Raw genomic sequence first — 17210 nt, forward strand, 5'->3', positions numbered from 1 at the left:
GCACGCTGAAGCAATTCACTGCAGACGCTTCCGGACCTTGGTGCGTCATCTCTGCGCGCAGGCGTTTGCTGCAAAAAGACAGGGCAAGGACCGCGCTGTCGGTCGATGAACATGCAGCGCAGCAGTGCGCACATGCTGTGACGTTTCAGATGTAACCAGGCGGGCCGATAGTGTCTAATATCGCACCCCATTGCAGTGCCCGAACCTGTGACCCTTCCCGATTCCGATCTGCGTCCGGAGCAAGAACCGCTGCCCGATGACGGCGCTGTGGTCACCTCCGGCCCGTTGACGCCGCCACCGGATTCGGCCGGCACCGCGGCCGACGACCATGCCTATCACCACTCGGTGGCCGAGGACGCGCAGGGCATGGTGCTGGCGACGCTGGTGGCATCGCTGGGCCTGGCGATCTTCGCCAAGGGCGGGCTGATGATCGGCGGCATGGCCGGTGTGGCGTTCCTGCTGCATTACGCGCTGCACTGGAATTTCGGCCTGGTGTTCGTGCTGGTCAACCTGCCGTTCTACTGGCTGAGCGTGCGCCGCATGGGCTGGGAATTCACCTTGAAGACCTTTGCCGCGGTCGGTGCTTGCGGTGCACTGACCGACCTGATGCCGCGCTGGGCCGAGTACGCACATATCAGCACGCTGTTTTCGGCGATCGTCGGCGGCGCGCTGGCGGGCCTGGGCATCCTGTTCTTCATCCGCCATCGCGGCAGCCTGGGCGGCATCGGCATCCTGGCGGTGTACCTGCAGCGCGAGCGCGGCTGGAGCGCCGGCAAGGTGCAGATGAGTTTCGATGCGATGCTGATGCTGGTCGCCTTCAGCATTCTCACTCCTGACAAGGTGCTTTACTCGGCGCTGGGTGCGTTGATGCTGAGCCTGGTGCTGATGTTCAATCACCGCCCGCATCGTTACATGGGCGTGTGATCCAGCAGGTTGTCGGCAGCCATGGCTGCCGCCGGAATCGGCAGCGGCGCGTATCACGCCGACGCGGCAGTCGCGTATCGCCGCTGCATCTGGGCGCCGTGCGGCTGCTTGCCGGCATGGAGTCGCTGACTTGCCGCTAGGCGTTGCCGTTGTGCATCCACGGCGGCGACAGCGCCTGGATGCGCGCAAACGCCGGACAATCGGCATGATGCGCGCCGGGCAGGTAGCCCAGGCTCATCAGGAATTCGCCGGTGATCTCGCCGCCGGTGAAGCGGAAGGTCTTCTTGAACAGCTTGACCCAGGCGGCTTTGTCGAGTGGGTGCTGTGCGTCCAGCCATTGCGCGAAACTACCGTGCGCCGCGCGCAGTTGCTGGATGACCTGCGCGTTGTGGATGGCCGCCAGCACCTTCAACCGGTTGCGGATGATGCCGGCATCGCCGAGCAGCCGTGCAATGTCGCTCTCGCCGTAGGCCGCCACCGTGTCCACGTCGAAGCCCTCGTAGGCGCGCTGGAAGTTGCTGCGCTTGCGCAGGATGGTTTCCCAGCTCAGCCCGGCCTGATTGATTTCCAGCACCAGGCGCTCGAACAGCTCGCGCTCCTCGCGCTGCGGAAAGCCGTATTCGTGATCGTGGTAGTGCCCGTGGATCGGATGGCCTGGGGCGATGCTGCAGTAGCCGCTCATGAGGTGCCTGTTGTGCGTGGACCAGTTGTAGGTGGATCAGGGCGCGACGGCCGGAAGTCCGACCCGCGACGATAACGACCGAACAGCGATGCGTGGTGCACCGAACGACGGCGGTGCCGGAGCAGGTCGATTGGCAGCACAGCACGGCCTGGAAGTACGTGCTGCGCAGCCGCCAGCAATCTGAACGGGCCGGTCTTGCCTGCCGGGAGCCATCGGTGGCCTCTGCGAGGTCGATGCCCATCGGCAGCATCGGCAGTCCCATGCCGCCCGCGTACAGCAAGTATGGCAGCGGCTCTGCGCGCGGCGAAGCGAACGGCTAGAATGCGGCCATGTCTGTTTTGCCCACGCCTCTGGCCAACCAACTGCTGATCGCGCTTCCGGCGCTGTCCGATCCCACCTTTTCGCGCAGCGTCGCGCTGATCTGCCAACACGACGAGAACGGCGCCATGGGCGTGCTGGTCAACCGGCCCTCCGAATACACGCTGGGCGAGGTCCTGTCGCAAATGGGCATCGACACCGTCGACGACCACCTACGCGAGCAGATCGTGCTCAGCGGCGGGCCGGTGCACCCGGAACGCGGTTTTGTCATCCACGACGATGCGCGCGACTGGGATTCCAGCCTGGAAGTGGGGCAGGGCGTCTACCTGACCACCTCGCGCGACATTCTCGAAGCCATGGCGGCCGGCGAAGGCCCGCGCAATGCGCTGGTGGCGCTGGGCTGTGCCGGCTGGGGCGCGGGCCAGCTGGAATTCGAACTGGGCGAGAACAGCTGGCTGACCGCGCCGTCGGATGCCAATGTGTTGTTCTCCACCGCGCTGGAAGATCGCTGGCAGACCGCTGCCGGGCGCATCGGCGTGGATCTGTTCCGGCTGACGGATTATTCCGGGCATGCCTGAGGCGGGCGCGATCCGCCCCGATGGCACGGTGCTGGGCTTCGACGTGGGGTCGCGCCGGATCGGCGTGGCCGTCGGCACCGCGCTGGGCGCCGGCGCGCGTGCGGTGGCCGTCATCCATGTGCATGCCAACGGCCCCGATTGGGTCGCGCTGGATCGCGTGCACAAGCAATGGCGCCCCGACGGCCTGGTGATCGGCGACCCGCTGACCCTGGACGACAAGGATCAACCCGCACGCAAGCGCGCGCATGCCTTCGCCCGCCAACTGCGCCAGCGCTATGCGCTGCCGGTGGTGCTGATCGACGAGCGCTCCAGTTCGGTCGAAGCCGCGCAGCGTTTCGCGCGCGAGCGCGCCGATGGGCGCAAGCGCCGCCGCGATGCCGAGGCGCTGGACGCGATGGCGGCTGCCGTGATCGTCGAACGCTGGTTGGCCGCACCCGACCAAGCCACCCCTCTTCCCTGACACTCCCGACCTGCGATGACCACCATGCAACTCGATTCGGACGGACGCCTGCGCCACCTGCTCACCCTGGAAGGACTGCCGCGCGCCACGCTGCTGCAGCTACTCGATCGTGCCGGCCAGATCCGCGACGCGGCGGTGGGGCGCGTGGGCAAGCGCAGCGTGCTCGCCGGCACCGCGGTGTGCACGTTGTTCTTTGAACCGTCCACGCGTACGCGCAGCTCGTTTCATCTGGCTGCGCAGCGGCTGGGTGCAGACGTGCTCAACTTCGATGCCTCCACCTCGTCCACCCGCAAGGGCGAGACCGCGCGCGACACGCTGAAGAACCTCGAGGCGATGGGCGTGCGCGGCTTCGTGGTGCGCCATCCCGACGACGGTGCGGTGGAGGCGCTGGCCGCAGCCGCAGGCGAGGGCACCGCCTTGATCAACGCCGGCGATGGACGCAGTTCGCATCCCACCCAGGGCCTGCTCGACATGCTCACCCTGCGCCAGGCCAAGGGCACCGATTTTTCCAAGCTCAAGGTGGTGATCGTTGGCGACGTGAAGCATTCGCGCGTGGCGCGCTCGGACCTGCATGCACTGCGCACGCTGGGCGCCGGCGAGATCCGCGTCTGCGGTCCGGCCAGCCTGCTGCCCGACGACGACATGCTGGACGGATGCGTGGTCGGCCAGGACTTCGACGCCATGCTGGACGGTGCCGACGCCTTGATGATGCTGCGCCTGCAGCGCGAGCGCATGGAAGAAGGCCTGGTGCCGTCGCTGGAGCAGTATCACGCCGGCTACGGACTCACCCGCGAGCGCCTGGCACGCGCCGGCCGTGACGCCGCCGTGCTGCATCCGGGCCCGATCAATCGCGGTGTGGAAATCACCGACGAAGTGGCCGACGGCGCGCAATCGTGCGTGCTGCGCCAGGTCGCCAACGGCGTGGCGGTGCGCATGGCCGTACTGGAAACCTTGCTCGGCTGAGCGAGCGCAGCAACGCGACCGCACACCCGCAATGCGGTCGCGGTCGCCGCCGGCCGAGCGTCTTCGCGCAGACGCTTGCAAAGCCCTTGCCATCAGAACGCACGCGCGGCCTGCTCTTACGAGTCCCGAGTCCCGATTCCCGATTCCCGGCACCACGCCATAACATCCACTCGCCTATCGTGACGGCTCCTTTCATCGCAGGAGATCGCAATGGGTATTTCACGTCACGCCACCGCTCACTGGGAAGGCGACCTCAAGACCGGCAAGGGCCAGCTCAGCACGCCGCAAAGCGGGCTGATGGACAAGACCCGCTACGCCTTCAACAGCCGTTTCGGCGACGAGAAAGGCACCAACCCGGAAGAACTGATCGCCGCCGCGCATGCCGGCTGCTTCACCATGGCGCTGTCCGCACAGCTGAGCGAAGCCGGTTTTCCGCCGACCTCGCTGGATACGCGCGCAGACGTGGACCTGTCGATGGAAGGCGGCCCGCAACTGTCGCAGATCCGCCTCAAGCTCAAGGCCGTGGTGCCGGGTATCGACGAAGCCAAGTTCCGCGAACTGGCCGACGTCGCGAAGAAGAACTGCCCGGTGTCCAAGGCGCTGAGCGCGGTGCCGATCAGCCTGGAAACCGAGTTTTCCAGCCAGGCGTGATCCCACTGCGTGCGCTGGCGATGGCTGCCGGCGCACGCAGCTGGCGGCAACCTGAATAGGGCTTTGCAGGCGCGGTTCGGTTCAGGGCGGTTTCACTGGCGCAGGCCGAGCATCGGCAGCGTGTCCTCCCTGTGTAGAAGCTGCCGCAATGAAAACTCTTGTGCTTGGTGCTCTGGTGATGGGTCTGGCAGTTGCAGGTAATGCAACGGCACAGCGCTATGACAGCGGCTACAACGGACGTGGCGGCTATGAGGATGGTCGTTACGAATACGCGCGGGTGGTGCGCGTGGATCCGATCATCGTGACCGATGCGTACAACGAGCGCAGCAGCGAACGCTGCTACAACCGCCCGGCCGACGGCTACTACACCAGCAACGATGGCTATTACCGCGATGGCGGCAGCTACGGCCAGGCCGGCGTTTCCAATCGTGGGGTGGCCAGCGTGATCGGCGGGATCGCCGGTGCGGTGCTCGGCAGCCAGGTCGGTGGCGGCAATGGCCGTCTGGTCGGTACCGCAGTCGGCACCATGGCCGGTGTCGCGGCGGGCCGCTCGATCTACGAAGCCAATAATCGCAATCACCAGGGCAACGTCAGCGTCTGCGAGCCGGTGTCCTACCGCCGCGAACGCGATCGTGTCGATGGCTATGACGTGACCTACGAATACGCGGGCCGCACCTATCACACGCGTAGCGACTACAACCCGGGCGATCGCATCCGCGTACGCGTGGACGTGCGTCCCGACTGACCGGTGCGCTGTCGCGCTCTGCGGTCAGGCGATCGACATCGGCCGGTTGAATGAAGCAGACGCTGCGGAAAACCGCAGCGTTTTTGTTCCCGCGCAGGCACCCTTCAGCCGGTGGGATCAGGCTCGGTCATGTCCAATCCAGCGTGCCGCGAATCACCGTCTGCACCTGGCCGCCAGACCATGCATCGCCATTCGCATCGACAAGCAACTCCAGCAAGGCGTCGAAGCCGATCTCGCGGCCCTGGCTGACCACGTAGCGGCGTTCCTTGCCCGGCAATGCGTTGCGACTGTCCAGCCAGGCCGCAAGCACCGCATTGGCCGCGCCGGAGGCGGCATCTTCGAAGCGCCGGCCATTGCCGACGAAGGCACGCACCGCCAGATCGTAGGCGCCGGGCGCTGCGGCGCCGGCATAGGCGAACACACCCATGCTGCCGGTGGATTCGGCCAGCGCGGCGATCGCGTCCCAATCCGGATGCAGGCCGCGCAGTGCCGCTTCGCTGGCCAGTTCCACCACCCACCAGGTGCGGCCGCCGTCCATCAACGCGGGCGGCAGTCCGCCGAGGGGCCAGCCGCGCAATGCCTCGCGCAGGCGCGGGTCGTTGGCCTGCACCTGCTCGGCCACGCGCGCGCGCGGGGTACGGATGGCGATGCTGCGGTGACCTGCGATCTGCTCCACGCGCAGCGGCAGCTGGCCGGCGATGCCGTCCTGGATCAGCACGCCGTCGTTGGGCGCGGCCAGGCCGGCCTCCAGCACCGCGTGTGCGGTGCCGACGCTGGGGTGGCCGGCAAACGGTACTTCTTTGTGCGGGGAAAACATCCGCAGCCGATAACTGCTGTGCGCATCCGGTGCCGCAAACACGAAGGTGGTTTCCGGCAGTTTGGTCCAGCGTGCGATGGCCTGCATCGCGGCATCGTCCAGGCCTTCGGCATCCAGCACCACCGCCAGCGGGTTGCCGCTGCCCGGGCGGGCGGAGAACACATCCAGTTGCAGGAAACGGCGGGTGGTCATGGTGGCGGGTCCGCGAACAGGGCGCGGCAGCTTACCAATCGATGCGGCCTTCGATCACTTGCCTGGTGGTGCCGCCGATCCACACTTCGCCTTCGTGATCCACCTCCACGTGCACGCGGCCGTCGCGGCCGACCTCGCGGCCCTGGCTGGCGACATAGCGCGACGCCTCGCCCGGAACGCGGCCTTCACCGTGCAGGCGTGCGGCAATGCAGGCGTTGGCGCTGCCGGTGACCGGATCTTCCCCAATGCCGTCGCCGGGGCAGAACGCGCGCACCACCAGGTCCGCGTCGCCGTTGGCCTGCGGCGCGTAGATGGCCAGGCCGGTGGCCGCGCTGGCCTGGGTCAGGCGGGTGATCGCAGCCAGATCGGGTGTCGCCTGCCGCACCACTTGCGCGTCGGCCAGTTCCAGCAGCCACCAGCCCGGGCCGTTGTTCCACAGTGCGGCCGGGCGTTCGGCCATGCGCAGGCCGGCGCAGGCATCGCGCAACGCGGCAACATGCACATCGCCGGTTTCGATCGCTTGCGCACGCGGTGCCTGCAGCCGCACCAGCAGGGCGCCATGCCGGTCGACCACCTGCACCGGCAGCACGCCCGCCGCACATTGCTGGCGCATCCGGCCGTCCGGCTTGAACGCCACCAGCCCGTGGGTTGCCGCCGCCCATGCGGCGCCGACGCTGGGGTGGCCGGCGAATGGCAGCTCGGCGCGCGGGGTGAAGATGCGGATGTGGTAATCCGCATCGGGCGCGCTGACCGGCAGGAAAAAAATCGTCTCCGACAGGTTCAGCCAGGCGGCGATCCGCTGCATCTGCCCGGACGACAACGTCTGCGCGTTGAGGACCACGCCCAACGGATTGCCGTTGCCGTGCTGGCCGCCGAAGACATCCAATTGCAGGTAGAGGTGCTTGCTCATGGGTGTGGATCTCGATCGATGGAATGCGCGTGGATGGTTGCAGCGCAAACCGTTGCGGTGATGGAAGCGGCCGCCGGCATGCTGTAACCGCACGCGGGGTCATGCGGGCGACATTGGCAGTAGAATCGGAGGTTCCGCCCGGCGTACCGGGCGTTTTCCCCCTTATCCTAAACGCCTATCTCCATGTCAGCTCCCCACTCTACCGATCGTTGGATCGTCCTCAAGTTCGGCGGCACCTCGGTGTCGCGTCGTCATCGCTGGGACACGATTGGAAAACTGGCGAGCAAACGGGCCGAGGAAACCGGTGGCCGTGTGCTGGTGGTGGTGTCTGCACTGTCGGGCGTGACCAACGAACTCACCGCGATCGCCGATGGCGCCGCCGACAGCGCGCAGCGCGTTGCCGCGCTGGAGCAGCGTCACCGCCAATTCCTGGCCGAGCTGGAACTGGATGCCGATGCGGTGCTGGGCGAGCGCCTGGCCGCCTTGCATGCATTGATCGGCGACGCGCGCGCGGCGACGCGCACGCTGGACTGGCAGGCCGAGGTACTGGGGCAGGGCGAGTTGCTGTCTTCCACCATCGGTGCGGCCTATCTGCATGCCAGCGGCCTGGACATGGGCTGGCTGGATGCGCGCCAATGGCTGTCGGCGCTGCCGCCGCAGCCCAATCAGAGCGAATGGTCCAAGCGCCTGTCGGTGTCCTGCCAATGGCAGTCCGACGCCGACTGGCGCGCGCGTTTCGATGTGCAGCCCACGCGGTTGTTGATCACCCAGGGCTTCATTTCGCGGCACGCCGATGGCGGCACCGCGATCCTGGGGCGTGGCGGTTCGGATACCTCGGCGGCGTATTTCGGTGCGCTGCTCGGCGCCAGCCGGGTGGAAATCTGGACCGACGTGCCCGGCATGTTCAGCGCCAATCCCAAAGAGGTGCCGGACGCGCGGCTGCTGACCCGCCTGGACTATTACGAAGCGCAGGAAATCGCCACCACCGGCGCCAAGGTGCTGCATCCGCGCTCGATCAAGCCATGCCGCGATTCCGGTGTGCCGATGGCGATCCTGGATACCGAGCGCCCCGATCTGCCGGGCACCAGCATCGACGGCAATGCCGAGCCGGTGCCGGGCGTCAAGGCGATCAGCCGGCGTAACGGCATCGTGCTGGTGTCGATGGAAGGCATCGGCATGTGGCAGCAGGTGGGCTTCCTGGCCGATGTGTTTACGCTGTTCAAGAAGCATGGCCTGTCGGTGGACCTGATCGGTTCGGCCGAGACCAATGTCACCGTGTCACTGGACCCGTCCGAGAACCTGGTCAACACCGATGTGCTGGCGGCGTTGTCGGCCGATCTGTCGCAGATCTGCAAGGTCAAGATCATTGTTCCCTGCGCGGCGATCACCCTGGTCGGGCGCGGCATGCGCTCGCTGCTGCACAAGCTCTCCGATGTGTGGGCCACGTTCGGGCAGGAGCGCGTGCACATGATTTCGCAGTCGTCCAACGACCTGAATCTGACCTTCGTCATCGACGAAGCCGATGCCGATGGCTTGCTGCCGATCCTGCATGCGGAATTGATCGACAGCGGCGCGATGCCGGTGAGCGAAGGCGAGGTGTTCGGGCCGCGTTGGCGCGAAATCATCGGCTCGGTGCGGCCGCGGCCCACGCCGTGGTGGCATGCCGAGCGCGCGCATCTGCTGACGCTGTCCAAGGCCGGTACGCCGCGTTACGTCTATCACCTGCCCACGGTGCGCGCGCGTGCGCAGGCGCTGGCGCAGATCGCGGCGGTGGATCAGCGCTATTACGCGATCAAGGCCAATGCGCATCCCGCTATCCTGATGGCACTGGAACAGGCCGGGTTCGGCCTGGAATGCGTCTCGCACGGCGAGCTGCGCCGCGTGTTCGACACCTTGCCCGAGCTGTCGCCGCGGCGCGTGCTGTTCACGCCGAGTTTCGCGCCCAAGGCCGAATACGAAGCCGGATTCGCGCTGGGCGTGACTGTCACCGTGGACAACGTCGAAGCATTACGGCGCTGGCCGGAGGTGTTCCGCGGCCGCAACGTGTGGCTGCGCATCGACCTTGGGCATGGCGACGGGCACCACGAGAAGGTCAACACCGGCGGCAAGGCGTCCAAGTTCGGGTTGTCGTCCACGCGGGTGGACGAGTTCGTGGAAGTGGCGCGCTCGCTCGAAGTCACCATCACCGGCGTGCATGCGCACCTGGGCAGTGGCGTGGAGACCGGCGAGCACTGGCGGATGATGTACGACGAACTGGCCGGCTTTGCGCGCCGCATCGGCACGGTGGAGACCATCGACATCGGTGGCGGGCTGCCGATTCCCTACAGCGCCGAGGACGAGCCGTTCGATCTGGAGGTGTGGGCCAAGGGTCTGGCCGAGGTCAAGGCCGTGCACCCGGGTTACCGGCTGGCGATCGAACCGGGCCGCTACCTGGTGGCCGAAGCCGGCGTGCTGCTGGCGCAGGTGACCCAGGTGATCGAAAAGGACGGCGTGCAGCGCGTGGGCCTGGATGCGGGCATGAACACGCTGATCCGCCCCGCGTTGTACGACGCCTGGCACGACATCGAAAACCTCAGCCAGCTCGACGCGCCGGCCGATGACAGCTTCGATATCGTCGGGCCGATCTGCGAATCCTCCGACGTGTTCGGCAAGCGCCGTCGTCTGCCTGCCGCCACCGCGCCGGGCGATGTGATGCTGGTGGCCGATGCCGGCGCCTACGGCTATTCGATGGCCAGCAGCTACAACCAGCGCGAATTGCCGCGCGAAGAGGTGATCGATGCGCCCGCAGGCTGAGTTCATTGCGCTCAGTACGCTGGCCGGTGGCGCAGCGGTGGTGTTTGCCACCGCGATCGACCAGGTGGGCCTGCGCGTGCCGTGGACCGACAGTTTCAAGTGGGCGCTGCCTGCGTTGATCGCGGCCGGCATCGGTGCGTGCCTGGCCGGGCGCTGGCAGCGGCGTCGCGATGTGCTGCCGCCTGCGCGCAGAAGCGGCGGCATGGCGGTGCGCACGGTGCTGCTGAGTGCGCTGAGCTATGTGCCGGCGGTGGCGCTGTATGTTGCGCTCGCCTTCGCGCTGTCTGGCGAAGCGCAGGCCAGCAGTCTCGATTTTCTGTCGCTGGCGGTGCTGTTCGGCTGCCTGCCGTTGCTATGGGCTGCGGTGCCGTTTTCCATGATTGAATATGTCCTGTGCCGACGTTATCTGCGTCGCGTACGTGTTCCTGCAGGTAGTCCATGAGCGCTTTCGACAAACACCAGATCTCCACCTTCCGTTTCGTGCGTTGTGCACTCGACGCGCACACCGGCGTGGCGACGCTGGTGTATGCCTTCGATCAAGGGCCGGAGCTGGTCGAGACCGTCGCGGTGCCGGGCGCGCCCTTCGCGCTGGACGGCGCGAAGGGCGCTGCCGTGCAACAGGCGCTGCGCCTGCTGCACCTCATCGCCGGCGTCAGTTATTTCAAGGCGGCGGTGCCGCCGGCCATTGCCATTGACAGCTACAGCATCGATGCCGATACCGCTGCGCTGGTGGAAAGCGTCTACCTGCACGGCCTGGGCGAGTTCGCCTATCGCAATGGCTTGAACCTGCACGGCAAGATCCGCTTTCCGGTGGCTGCACCGGCAACTGCCGATGCGCCGGCGCTGGGCCTGCGCGAGCATGCGTTGGTTGCGATCGGTGGCGGCAAGGATTCGCTGGTCAGTATCGAAGCGCTGCGGCACGCCGGCATCGATCAGACCGTCAGCTGGATCGGCGGCTCGCAGCTGATCCGTGCCTGCGCCGAGCGCACCGGTTTGCCGGTGCTCAATATCGGCCGCGTGCTGGCGCCGGAACTGTTCGAGCTCAATCGCCAGGGGGCGTGGAACGGGCATATCCCGGTCACCGCGGTGAACTCGGCCATCCTGGTACTGTCCGCCCTGCTCAATGGCGTGGACCAGGTGGTGTTTTCCAACGAGCGCTCGGCCAGTTACGGCAGCCAGATTCCCGGCACCGGCGAGGTCAATCACCAGTGGTCCAAGGGCTGGGCGTTCGAGCAGGCGTTCGGCGATTACGTGCAGCGGCACGTGGCGGCCGACCTGCGCTATTACTCGTTGCTGCGGCCGTTGTCGGAGCTGGCGGTGGCGCGCCAGTTCGCCAAGACCGACCACTACGACGCGCATTTTTCCAGCTGCAACCGCAACTTCCACATCATGGGCGAGCGCCCGGTGCATCGCTGGTGCGGGGTCTGCCCGAAGTGCCATTTCGTGTTCCTGGCATTGGCACCGTTCATGCCCAAGACGCGCCTGGTCAAGATCTTCGGGCGCAATCTGCTCGACGATGCAAGCCAGGCCGGCGGCTACGATGCGCTGCTGGAATTCCAGGACCACAAGCCGTTCGAATGCGTCGGCGAAGGCCGCGAATCGCGCGCGGCAATGGCGGTGCTGGCCAGCCGTGCCGAATGGAAGGAAGACGCGCTGGTGATGCGTTTCATCCGCGAGATCCAGCCGCAGCTGGACCAGCAGGCATTGCAGCTGGAGCCGTTGCTGGCCATCGACGGCGAGCACCGGATTCCGTCGGCGCTGTGGGAGCGCGTGCGTGCGCATTTCGCAGCTTGAGGGCAAGGCGGTTGCGTTATGGGGCTGGGGGCGCGAAGGACGCGCCGCGTATCGCGCACTGCGCGCCGCGTTGCCGACGCAAACGCTGACGGTGTTCTGCAACGCCGAAGAAGCACGCGAGCTCGATGCGCTGGCCGATGCTGCGTTGCATGTTGAAACAGACGCCAACGCGCAGGCGCTGGGCCGGTTCGAGGTGGTGGTGAAATCGCCTGGTATCAGCCCGTATCGCCCCGAGGCGCACATCGCCGCAACCGGGCACGGCACGCAATTCATCGGCGGCACCGCGTTGTGGTTTGCCGAGCATGCGCAGCCTGACGGTTATGTGCCTGGCGCCATCTGCGTCACCGGTACCAAGGGCAAGAGCACCACCACCGCGCTGCTGGCGCATCTGCTGCGCGCGGCCGGCCATCGCACCGCCTTGGTCGGCAACATCGGTCAGCCCTTGCTGGAAGTGCTGGCGCCGCAACCGCCGCCGACCTATTGGGCGATCGAGTTGTCCAGCTATCAGACCGGCGAGGTCGGGCGCAGCGGCGCGCGTCCGGAATTGGCGCTGGTGCTGAACCTGTTTCCCGAGCACCTGGACTGGCATGGCGACGAGGCGCGCTACATGCGCGACAAGCTGGCGCTGGTTACCGAAGGCCGCCCGCGCATCGCCTTGCTCAACGCGGCCGATCCGCATCTGACCCAGCTGCAGTTGCCCGACAGCCAGGTGCGCTGGTTCAACCATCCCGATGGCTGGCATCTGCGCGGCGATATGGTGTATCGCGGTGAGCAGCGTGTGTTCGATACCGCCAACGTGCCGCTGCCCGGCGAACACAATCGGCGCAACCTGTGCGCGGTGCTGGCAGCGCTGGAAGCCCTGGGGCTGGACGCTGCGGCGCTGGCGCCGGCCGCAGCGAGCTTCCGCCCGTTGCCGAACCGCCTGCAGCTGCTCGGCAGCGTGGACGGCATCAGCTACGTCAACGACTCCATCAGCACCACGCCGCATGCATCGCTGGCAGCGCTGGCCTGCTTTGCGCAACGCCGTGTGGCCTTGCTGGTGGGTGGCCACGATCGCGGACTGGACTGGCAGGATTTTGCCGCGCAGATGGCGCAGCAGGCGCCGCTGGAAATCGTCACCATGGGCGCGAACGGGCCACGGATCCATGCGTTGCTGGCCCCGCTGGCTGAGCGCGCTCGCTTCGGTCTGCATGCCGCCGCCGACCTGGAACACGCGATGCGGCTGGCACGCGAGGCGCTGGGCGAGCAGGGCGGTGTAGTGCTGCTGTCGCCGGGCGCGCCCAGCTTCGGCGCGTATGGCGACTATGTCGCGCGTGGCCGCCATTTCGCCCAGCTGGCGGGGTTCGATCCGGCGGCGATCAGCGCCATTCCCGGCTTGGGCGTGCAGTAGCGCTGCGTTGATCGCGCCGATGGGCGGCGCTGTTCGCCCTGGATTTTCAGATGTCCTTGGCAGAACGCCGGCGCGATCGGTCCGTCGGCGCACACGATGACCCGGCCTGCACGGCTGCAGCGCCTACACTCGCCGGACATTCCCGGGAGCAGGCACAAGCACATGCACAAGCAATGGAGATGGCGTGGCGTTGGGTTGTTCGGTGTCTTGGCGTCGCTGGCATTGCCCGCCGCCGCTGCGATGCAGGCCAAACCGCTGGAATGGACGATCGGCAAGGACACCTATAGCGGCGTGCTGGTCTACGACGACGCCGGCGCCGCCAAACGCCCGGGCCTGGTGATGGTGCCGAACTGGCGCGGGGTGAACGATTCGGCAGTCACCAAGGCCAAGCAACTGGCTGGCGACGATTATGTGGTGCTGGTTGCCGACGTCTACGGCAAGGGCAAGCGCCCGGCCAACGACAGCGAGGCCGGGCAGTTCGCCGGTGCCCTGAAGAAGGACCCGCCGACGCTGCGCGCCCGCGCGCTGAAAGCAGTGGATGTGCTCAAGGCGCAGGCCGGCAAGGCGCCGCTGGATGCATCACGCATTGGTGCGGTGGGGTTCTGCTTCGGCGGCACCACGGTGCTGGAACTGGTACGTGCCGGTGCGCAGCTGGCCGGTGTGGTCAGCCTGCACGGCGGCATCGCGACACCCAGCCCGGCGGCCGCCGGCTCGGCCAGGACGCCGCTGCTGGTGCTCAACGGTGCCGACGACAAGAGCGTGACCAAGGCGGACATCGCCGCGTTCGAAACCGAGATGAATGCGGCCGGCGCGGACTGGCAGTTCGTCAACTTCAGTGGGGCCGTGCATTGCTTTGCCGAAGCCGATGCCAACAGCCCGCCAGGCTGCCTGTACAACCCGCGTGCGGCCAAACGTGCCTACCGCATGCTCGGCGATTTCTTCGACGAACGCTTCGGCGATTGATGAGGTGGCCAGGCGCGGCTTACCGCCTCGTTGGCTACGGACGGCGCGCGGACATGCAGTGCGGGAGCTGCATGCCGACCCCGGCATGGGCTGACGGTCGCACGCACCATTAGTTTGGCGAGTCGTTCGAAGGCCGTGGTGACAGGGCGCCGCAATCCTGGCAAGGGTTGCGGTTGACTGCCCTTACATGAGAGCGGCAGGCGAAACCTGCCGCTTGGATCAATGCGTGCGTTCCACCGCATAACGTGCCAGACCGCGTAGCGCTGCGACCGCAGGGCTGGGCGGCAACGTGTCCAGCGCCTGTTCGGCAGCGGCGGCATAGTCGGTGGCACGTCGACGGCTGTAATCCAGGCCGCCGGTGGCATGAATCGCCGCCAGCACTTCGGGCATCGCGCTCGCATCGCCTTGTTCGACGATCTGGCGCAGGCGCTCCCGGGTGCTCGCATCCGAATGCGCCATGGCATGGATCAGCGGCAAGGTCGCCTTGCCCTCGGCCAGGTCGTCTCCCAGGTTCTTTCCCAGGTCCGCTGCGTCGGCGGCGTAGTCGAGCACGTCGTCGGCAATCTGGAAGGCAAAGCCCAACTGCATGCCGTAGTCGTACAGACGTTGCTGCACCTGCGCATCCGCGCCCGAAGCCAGCGCGCCCAGGCGAGTGCCGGCAGCGAACAGCACTGCGGTCTTGCGCTCGATCACGCGCAGGTAGGCAGCCTCGTCGGTGTCGGGGTTGTGCACGTGCAACAGCTGCAGCACCTCGCCTTCGGCGATGCGGTTGGTGGTGTCGGCCAGGATCTGCATGACTTCCATGCGATCAAGCTCGACCATCAACTGGAAGCTGCGCGAATACAGGAAATCGCCAACCAGCACGCTGGGCGCATTGCCCCACAGCGCGTTGGCGGTGCTGCGCCCGCGGCGCAGGTCCGACTCGTCCACCACGTCGTCGTGCAGCAAGGTGGAGGTGTGGATGAACTCGATGATCGCCGCCAGCTGATGGTGCTCCGGGCCGGAGCCGCCAGCGGCGTGGCCGGCCAGCATGACCAGCATCGGACGCAGGCGTTTGCCGCCGGCGGAGATGATGTGATCGGCGATCTGGTTGATCAGCACGACGTCCGAGGCCAGGCGGCGGCGGATCAGCGCGTCGACCGCGGCCATGTCGGGCGCGGCGAGGGACTGGATCTGGGGCAGGCCCAGAACGGTGGGGAGGTCTTCGGCGATGGTCATGCGCAGGCATTCGTGATGTACGCCGATTATAGGTGTCTGGGCCAGATCCGTCCCGCTGGCCGTGTCCGAAGGCCTGCACGTGGACGCAAACCCTTGCGGCGCCAGCGTCGGGCGTGTCCGGGAGCGCCCCGATTCCGACCTGCCGGCGCGGCATTCCCCGGCCCGGCGGTGCGGGGATCCGCCGGGACCGGGGCCGGGCAGGTGCGGTAACATTGGCACCAAGACATTCACCGCCGCGCCCCATCGGCGCCGGCGCACCATCTCGGAAGCATCTATGGCCCGCGGCATCAACAAAGTCATCCTCGTCGGCAACCTCGGCAACGATCCCGACACCAAGTACACCCAGGCCGGCATGGCGATCACGCGCGTGAGTCTGGCTACCACCAGCATGCGCAAGGACCGCGATGGCAACAACCAGGAGCGCACCGAGTGGCATCGCGTGGTGTTCTTCGGCAAGTTGGGCGAGATTGCCGGTGAGTACCTGCGCAAGGGCTCGCAGGTGTACGTCGAAGGCGAGCTGCGTTACGACAAGTACACCGGCCAGGACGGCGTGGAGAAGTACAGCACCGACATCGTCGCCAACGAGATGCAGATGCTTGGCGGCCGTGGCGAAGGCGGTGGCGGTGGCATGGGCGGCGATCGCCCGCAGCGTGCACAGGCTCCGCGTCAGCAGCAAGGCGGCGGTGGTCAGGGCGGCGGTCAAGACTACGCCCCGCGCCGTCAGCAACCAGCCCAGCAGCAGTCGGCACCGCCGATGGACGATTTTGCCGACGACGATATTCCGTTCTAGGGAATACCTTTTTAACGATGTAAACAAGGGCTCTTGGCGCATTTGCCAAGGGCCCTTTTTTGTTGTTAACGTTTTTCAACAAGGTCCGATTACTTGAACCGCGACTCTCCGGAACGATGCGACATTCCGCACTCTCAGGCCTCGTTGTCGAGACCTTCCCTAGCGATGGGTGCCGGCGGGCAGGTGTTCACGCAGGTAGTCGGCACCGGTCCGGATGACCGTGGCCGGATCGCGCGGACGGTCGTGCTCGATGATGTACCAGCGCACACCGGCACCCGCTGCGGCAGGCAGGATCGCGTTCCAGTCCAGCACGCCCCGGCCGACGGCGGCGAAGCCGCCCTCGTCCTCGGCCTGGCCTTTCGGGGCATTGTCCTTGGCGTGTACCGCGAACATGCGGCCCTTGAACTTGCCCAGCATCACCGCCGGGTCGTAGCCTGCGCGCGCTACCCATGCCAGGTCCAACTCGGTCTCGAGATCGGGGCCGGCCGCTACGAACAGCAGCTCCAGACCGGTCTTGCCATCGAAGTCGACCAGTTCGAAGTCGTGGTTGTGGTAGGCCAGGTGCATGCCCTTGTTCCGCACCCGCCTGGCGATTCGGCCCAGTTCCTGGCCCAATGCGGTCCAGCCTGCGGCATCGGTCGGCCGATCCTTCTCGTCCAGGTAAGGCACCACCAGTGTCGTGTTGCCGATCGACCGGTTGAAGGCCACCACGCCGTCCAGGTCCTTGCGCAGATCGGCCAGTTGCACGTGCGACGAGATCGCCTTGATCGAATACCTGTCCAGCATCTGCTTGAGTTCCGCAGCGCTGACGTTTTGCATGCCGACCGTTTCCACCGCGCCCACGCCCGCGTCGTGGACGATCTTCAGCTGTTGGTCGAGCGAGCCGGCGTTGCGCAGCGAGTACATCTGCACCGCGATGGGTTTTTGTGGGCCGGCGGCGTCGCGTGCGAAGGCGGGCAGGGTGACGAGAAGCAGCAGTGCGAGGGTCGCGGTCCTGCGTATAGGTGTGTGCATCAAAAAGT

17 protein-coding genes are annotated in these 17210 nt (G+C 66.7%); 12 read left to right on the top strand and 5 right to left on the bottom strand.

Annotated elements, in window-relative coordinates; translation table 11 throughout:
• Nucleotides 1–249: 249 nt before the first annotated feature.
• Complete coding sequence (locus XaplCFBP3123_RS10895; RefSeq protein ID WP_172453229.1) at nt 250–924, top strand: YitT family protein; 675 nt, start codon at nt 250–252, stop codon at nt 922–924.
• A gap of 136 nt (nt 925–1060) precedes the next feature.
• Here XaplCFBP3123_RS10895 and XaplCFBP3123_RS10900 read toward each other — a convergent pair whose 3' ends face one another.
• Entirely contained in the window at nt 1061–1606 is a 546-nt protein-coding gene (locus tag XaplCFBP3123_RS10900; protein ID WP_104534050.1) for a DNA-3-methyladenine glycosylase I, read from the bottom strand.
• A 329-nt stretch (nt 1607–1935) separates the two neighbouring features.
• Here XaplCFBP3123_RS10900 and XaplCFBP3123_RS10905 point away from each other — a divergent pair, with 329 nt between their 5' ends.
• The 5 genes from XaplCFBP3123_RS10905 to XaplCFBP3123_RS10925 all read left to right on the top strand — a co-directional run bounded on the left by XaplCFBP3123_RS10905 (nt 1936) and on the right by XaplCFBP3123_RS10925 (nt 5321).
• Nucleotides 1936–2502: a YqgE/AlgH family protein gene (locus XaplCFBP3123_RS10905; protein WP_104534051.1), complete on the top strand. Its 567-nt coding sequence runs from the start codon at nt 1936–1938 to the stop codon at nt 2500–2502.
• Complete coding sequence (ruvX, locus tag XaplCFBP3123_RS10910) at nt 2495–2962, top strand: Holliday junction resolvase RuvX (RefSeq protein ID WP_104534052.1); 468 nt, start codon at nt 2495–2497, stop codon at nt 2960–2962. Before XaplCFBP3123_RS10905 ends, ruvX begins: the two co-directional genes overlap by 8 nt.
• 15 nt (nt 2963–2977) lie before the next feature.
• A complete protein-coding gene (locus XaplCFBP3123_RS10915; RefSeq protein WP_104534053.1) occupies nt 2978–3925 on the top strand; it encodes an aspartate carbamoyltransferase catalytic subunit in 948 nt (315 codons plus the stop codon).
• Between the two features lie 210 nt (nt 3926–4135).
• Nucleotides 4136–4576, top strand: a complete 441-nt coding sequence (locus XaplCFBP3123_RS10920; protein WP_104534054.1) for an OsmC family protein — start codon at nt 4136–4138, stop codon at nt 4574–4576.
• A 148-nt stretch (nt 4577–4724) separates the two neighbouring features.
• The gene (locus XaplCFBP3123_RS10925; RefSeq protein WP_104534055.1) at nt 4725–5321 is read left to right on the top strand and encodes a glycine zipper 2TM domain-containing protein; all 597 of its coding nucleotides are present in this window, start codon (nt 4725–4727) and stop codon (nt 5319–5321) included.
• Nucleotides 5322–5448: 127 nt separating this feature from the next.
• On the opposite strand, the gene XaplCFBP3123_RS10930 is transcribed toward XaplCFBP3123_RS10925, so the two are convergent.
• Nucleotides 5449–6330: a PhzF family phenazine biosynthesis protein gene (locus XaplCFBP3123_RS10930; protein ID WP_104534056.1), complete on the bottom strand. Its 882-nt coding sequence runs from the start codon at nt 6328–6330 to the stop codon at nt 5449–5451.
• Between the two features lie 31 nt (nt 6331–6361).
• Entirely contained in the window at nt 6362–7240 is an 879-nt protein-coding gene (locus XaplCFBP3123_RS10935; protein ID WP_104534057.1) for a PhzF family phenazine biosynthesis protein, read from the bottom strand.
• Between the two features lie 183 nt (nt 7241–7423).
• Here XaplCFBP3123_RS10935 and XaplCFBP3123_RS10940 point away from each other — a divergent pair, with 183 nt between their 5' ends.
• From XaplCFBP3123_RS10940 to XaplCFBP3123_RS10960, 5 genes are all read left to right on the top strand, one after another.
• Nucleotides 7424–10033 (top strand): bifunctional aspartate kinase/diaminopimelate decarboxylase, encoded by a 2610-nt coding sequence (locus XaplCFBP3123_RS10940; protein WP_104534058.1) that lies wholly within the window; start codon nt 7424–7426, stop codon nt 10031–10033.
• Nucleotides 10017–10475, top strand: a complete 459-nt coding sequence (locus XaplCFBP3123_RS10945; RefSeq protein WP_104534059.1) for a hypothetical protein — start codon at nt 10017–10019, stop codon at nt 10473–10475. The genes XaplCFBP3123_RS10940 and XaplCFBP3123_RS10945 overlap by 17 nt, the downstream gene beginning before the upstream one ends.
• A complete protein-coding gene (murL, locus tag XaplCFBP3123_RS10950; RefSeq protein WP_104534060.1) occupies nt 10472–11827 on the top strand; it encodes a UDP-N-acetyl-alpha-D-muramoyl-L-alanyl-L-glutamate epimerase in 1356 nt (451 codons plus the stop codon). Before XaplCFBP3123_RS10945 ends, murL begins: the two co-directional genes overlap by 4 nt.
• The gene (gene murD / locus XaplCFBP3123_RS10955) at nt 11808–13217 is read left to right on the top strand and encodes a UDP-N-acetylmuramoyl-L-alanine--D-glutamate ligase (protein ID WP_104534061.1); all 1410 of its coding nucleotides are present in this window, start codon (nt 11808–11810) and stop codon (nt 13215–13217) included. The genes murL and murD overlap by 20 nt, the downstream gene beginning before the upstream one ends.
• Nucleotides 13218–13379: 162 nt before the next feature.
• Nucleotides 13380–14180 carry a dienelactone hydrolase family protein gene (locus XaplCFBP3123_RS10960; RefSeq protein ID WP_104534062.1) on the top strand — a complete coding sequence of 267 codons (801 nt, stop codon included), beginning with the start codon at nt 13380–13382 and terminating at the stop codon, nt 14178–14180.
• 219 nt (nt 14181–14399) lie between these two features.
• Here XaplCFBP3123_RS10960 and XaplCFBP3123_RS10965 read toward each other — a convergent pair whose 3' ends face one another.
• A complete protein-coding gene (locus XaplCFBP3123_RS10965) occupies nt 14400–15398 on the bottom strand; it encodes a polyprenyl synthetase family protein (protein WP_104534063.1) in 999 nt (332 codons plus the stop codon).
• Between the two features lie 274 nt (nt 15399–15672).
• On the opposite strand from XaplCFBP3123_RS10965, the gene ssb reads away from it, so the two are divergent.
• Nucleotides 15673–16188, top strand: a complete 516-nt coding sequence (gene ssb / locus XaplCFBP3123_RS10970) for a single-stranded DNA-binding protein (protein WP_104534064.1) — start codon at nt 15673–15675, stop codon at nt 16186–16188.
• Nucleotides 16189–16347: 159 nt separating this feature from the next.
• Here the strand turns inward: ssb and XaplCFBP3123_RS10975 are convergent, their stop codons facing one another.
• Nucleotides 16348–17202, bottom strand: coding sequence for a sugar phosphate isomerase/epimerase family protein (locus XaplCFBP3123_RS10975; RefSeq protein ID WP_104534065.1), 855 nt, complete (start codon nt 17200–17202; stop codon nt 16348–16350).
• Between the last annotated feature and the right edge of the window lie 8 nt (nt 17203–17210).

The sequence above is a fragment of the Xanthomonas arboricola pv. populi genome, assembly GCF_002939945.1.
GTDB classification, from domain to species: domain Bacteria; phylum Pseudomonadota; class Gammaproteobacteria; order Xanthomonadales; family Xanthomonadaceae; genus Xanthomonas; species Xanthomonas arboricola_A.

Coding starts and splice junctions, on each gene's coding strand:
- XaplCFBP3123_RS10900 (WP_104534050.1), bottom strand. CDS start 1,606: ATGAGCGGCTACTGCAGCATCGCCCCAGGCCATCCGATCCACGGGCAC.
- XaplCFBP3123_RS10905 (WP_104534051.1), top strand. CDS start 1,936: ATGTCTGTTTTGCCCACGCCTCTGGCCAACCAACTGCTGATCGCGCTT.
- ruvX (WP_104534052.1), top strand. CDS start 2,495: ATGCCTGAGGCGGGCGCGATCCGCCCCGATGGCACGGTGCTGGGCTTC.
- XaplCFBP3123_RS10915 (WP_104534053.1), top strand. CDS start 2,978: ATGACCACCATGCAACTCGATTCGGACGGACGCCTGCGCCACCTGCTC.
- XaplCFBP3123_RS10920 (WP_104534054.1), top strand. CDS start 4,136: ATGGGTATTTCACGTCACGCCACCGCTCACTGGGAAGGCGACCTCAAG.
- XaplCFBP3123_RS10925 (WP_104534055.1), top strand. CDS start 4,725: ATGAAAACTCTTGTGCTTGGTGCTCTGGTGATGGGTCTGGCAGTTGCA.
- XaplCFBP3123_RS10930 (WP_104534056.1), bottom strand. CDS start 6,330: ATGACCACCCGCCGTTTCCTGCAACTGGATGTGTTCTCCGCCCGCCCG.
- XaplCFBP3123_RS10935 (WP_104534057.1), bottom strand. CDS start 7,240: ATGAGCAAGCACCTCTACCTGCAATTGGATGTCTTCGGCGGCCAGCAC.
- XaplCFBP3123_RS10940 (WP_104534058.1), top strand. CDS start 7,424: ATGTCAGCTCCCCACTCTACCGATCGTTGGATCGTCCTCAAGTTCGGC.
- XaplCFBP3123_RS10945 (WP_104534059.1), top strand. CDS start 10,017: ATGCGCCCGCAGGCTGAGTTCATTGCGCTCAGTACGCTGGCCGGTGGC.
- murL (WP_104534060.1), top strand. CDS start 10,472: ATGAGCGCTTTCGACAAACACCAGATCTCCACCTTCCGTTTCGTGCGT.
- XaplCFBP3123_RS10960 (WP_104534062.1), top strand. CDS start 13,380: ATGCACAAGCAATGGAGATGGCGTGGCGTTGGGTTGTTCGGTGTCTTG.
- XaplCFBP3123_RS10965 (WP_104534063.1), bottom strand. CDS start 15,398: ATGACCATCGCCGAAGACCTCCCCACCGTTCTGGGCCTGCCCCAGATC.
- ssb (WP_104534064.1), top strand. CDS start 15,673: ATGGCCCGCGGCATCAACAAAGTCATCCTCGTCGGCAACCTCGGCAAC.
- XaplCFBP3123_RS10975 (WP_104534065.1), bottom strand. CDS start 17,202: ATGCACACACCTATACGCAGGACCGCGACCCTCGCACTGCTGCTTCTC.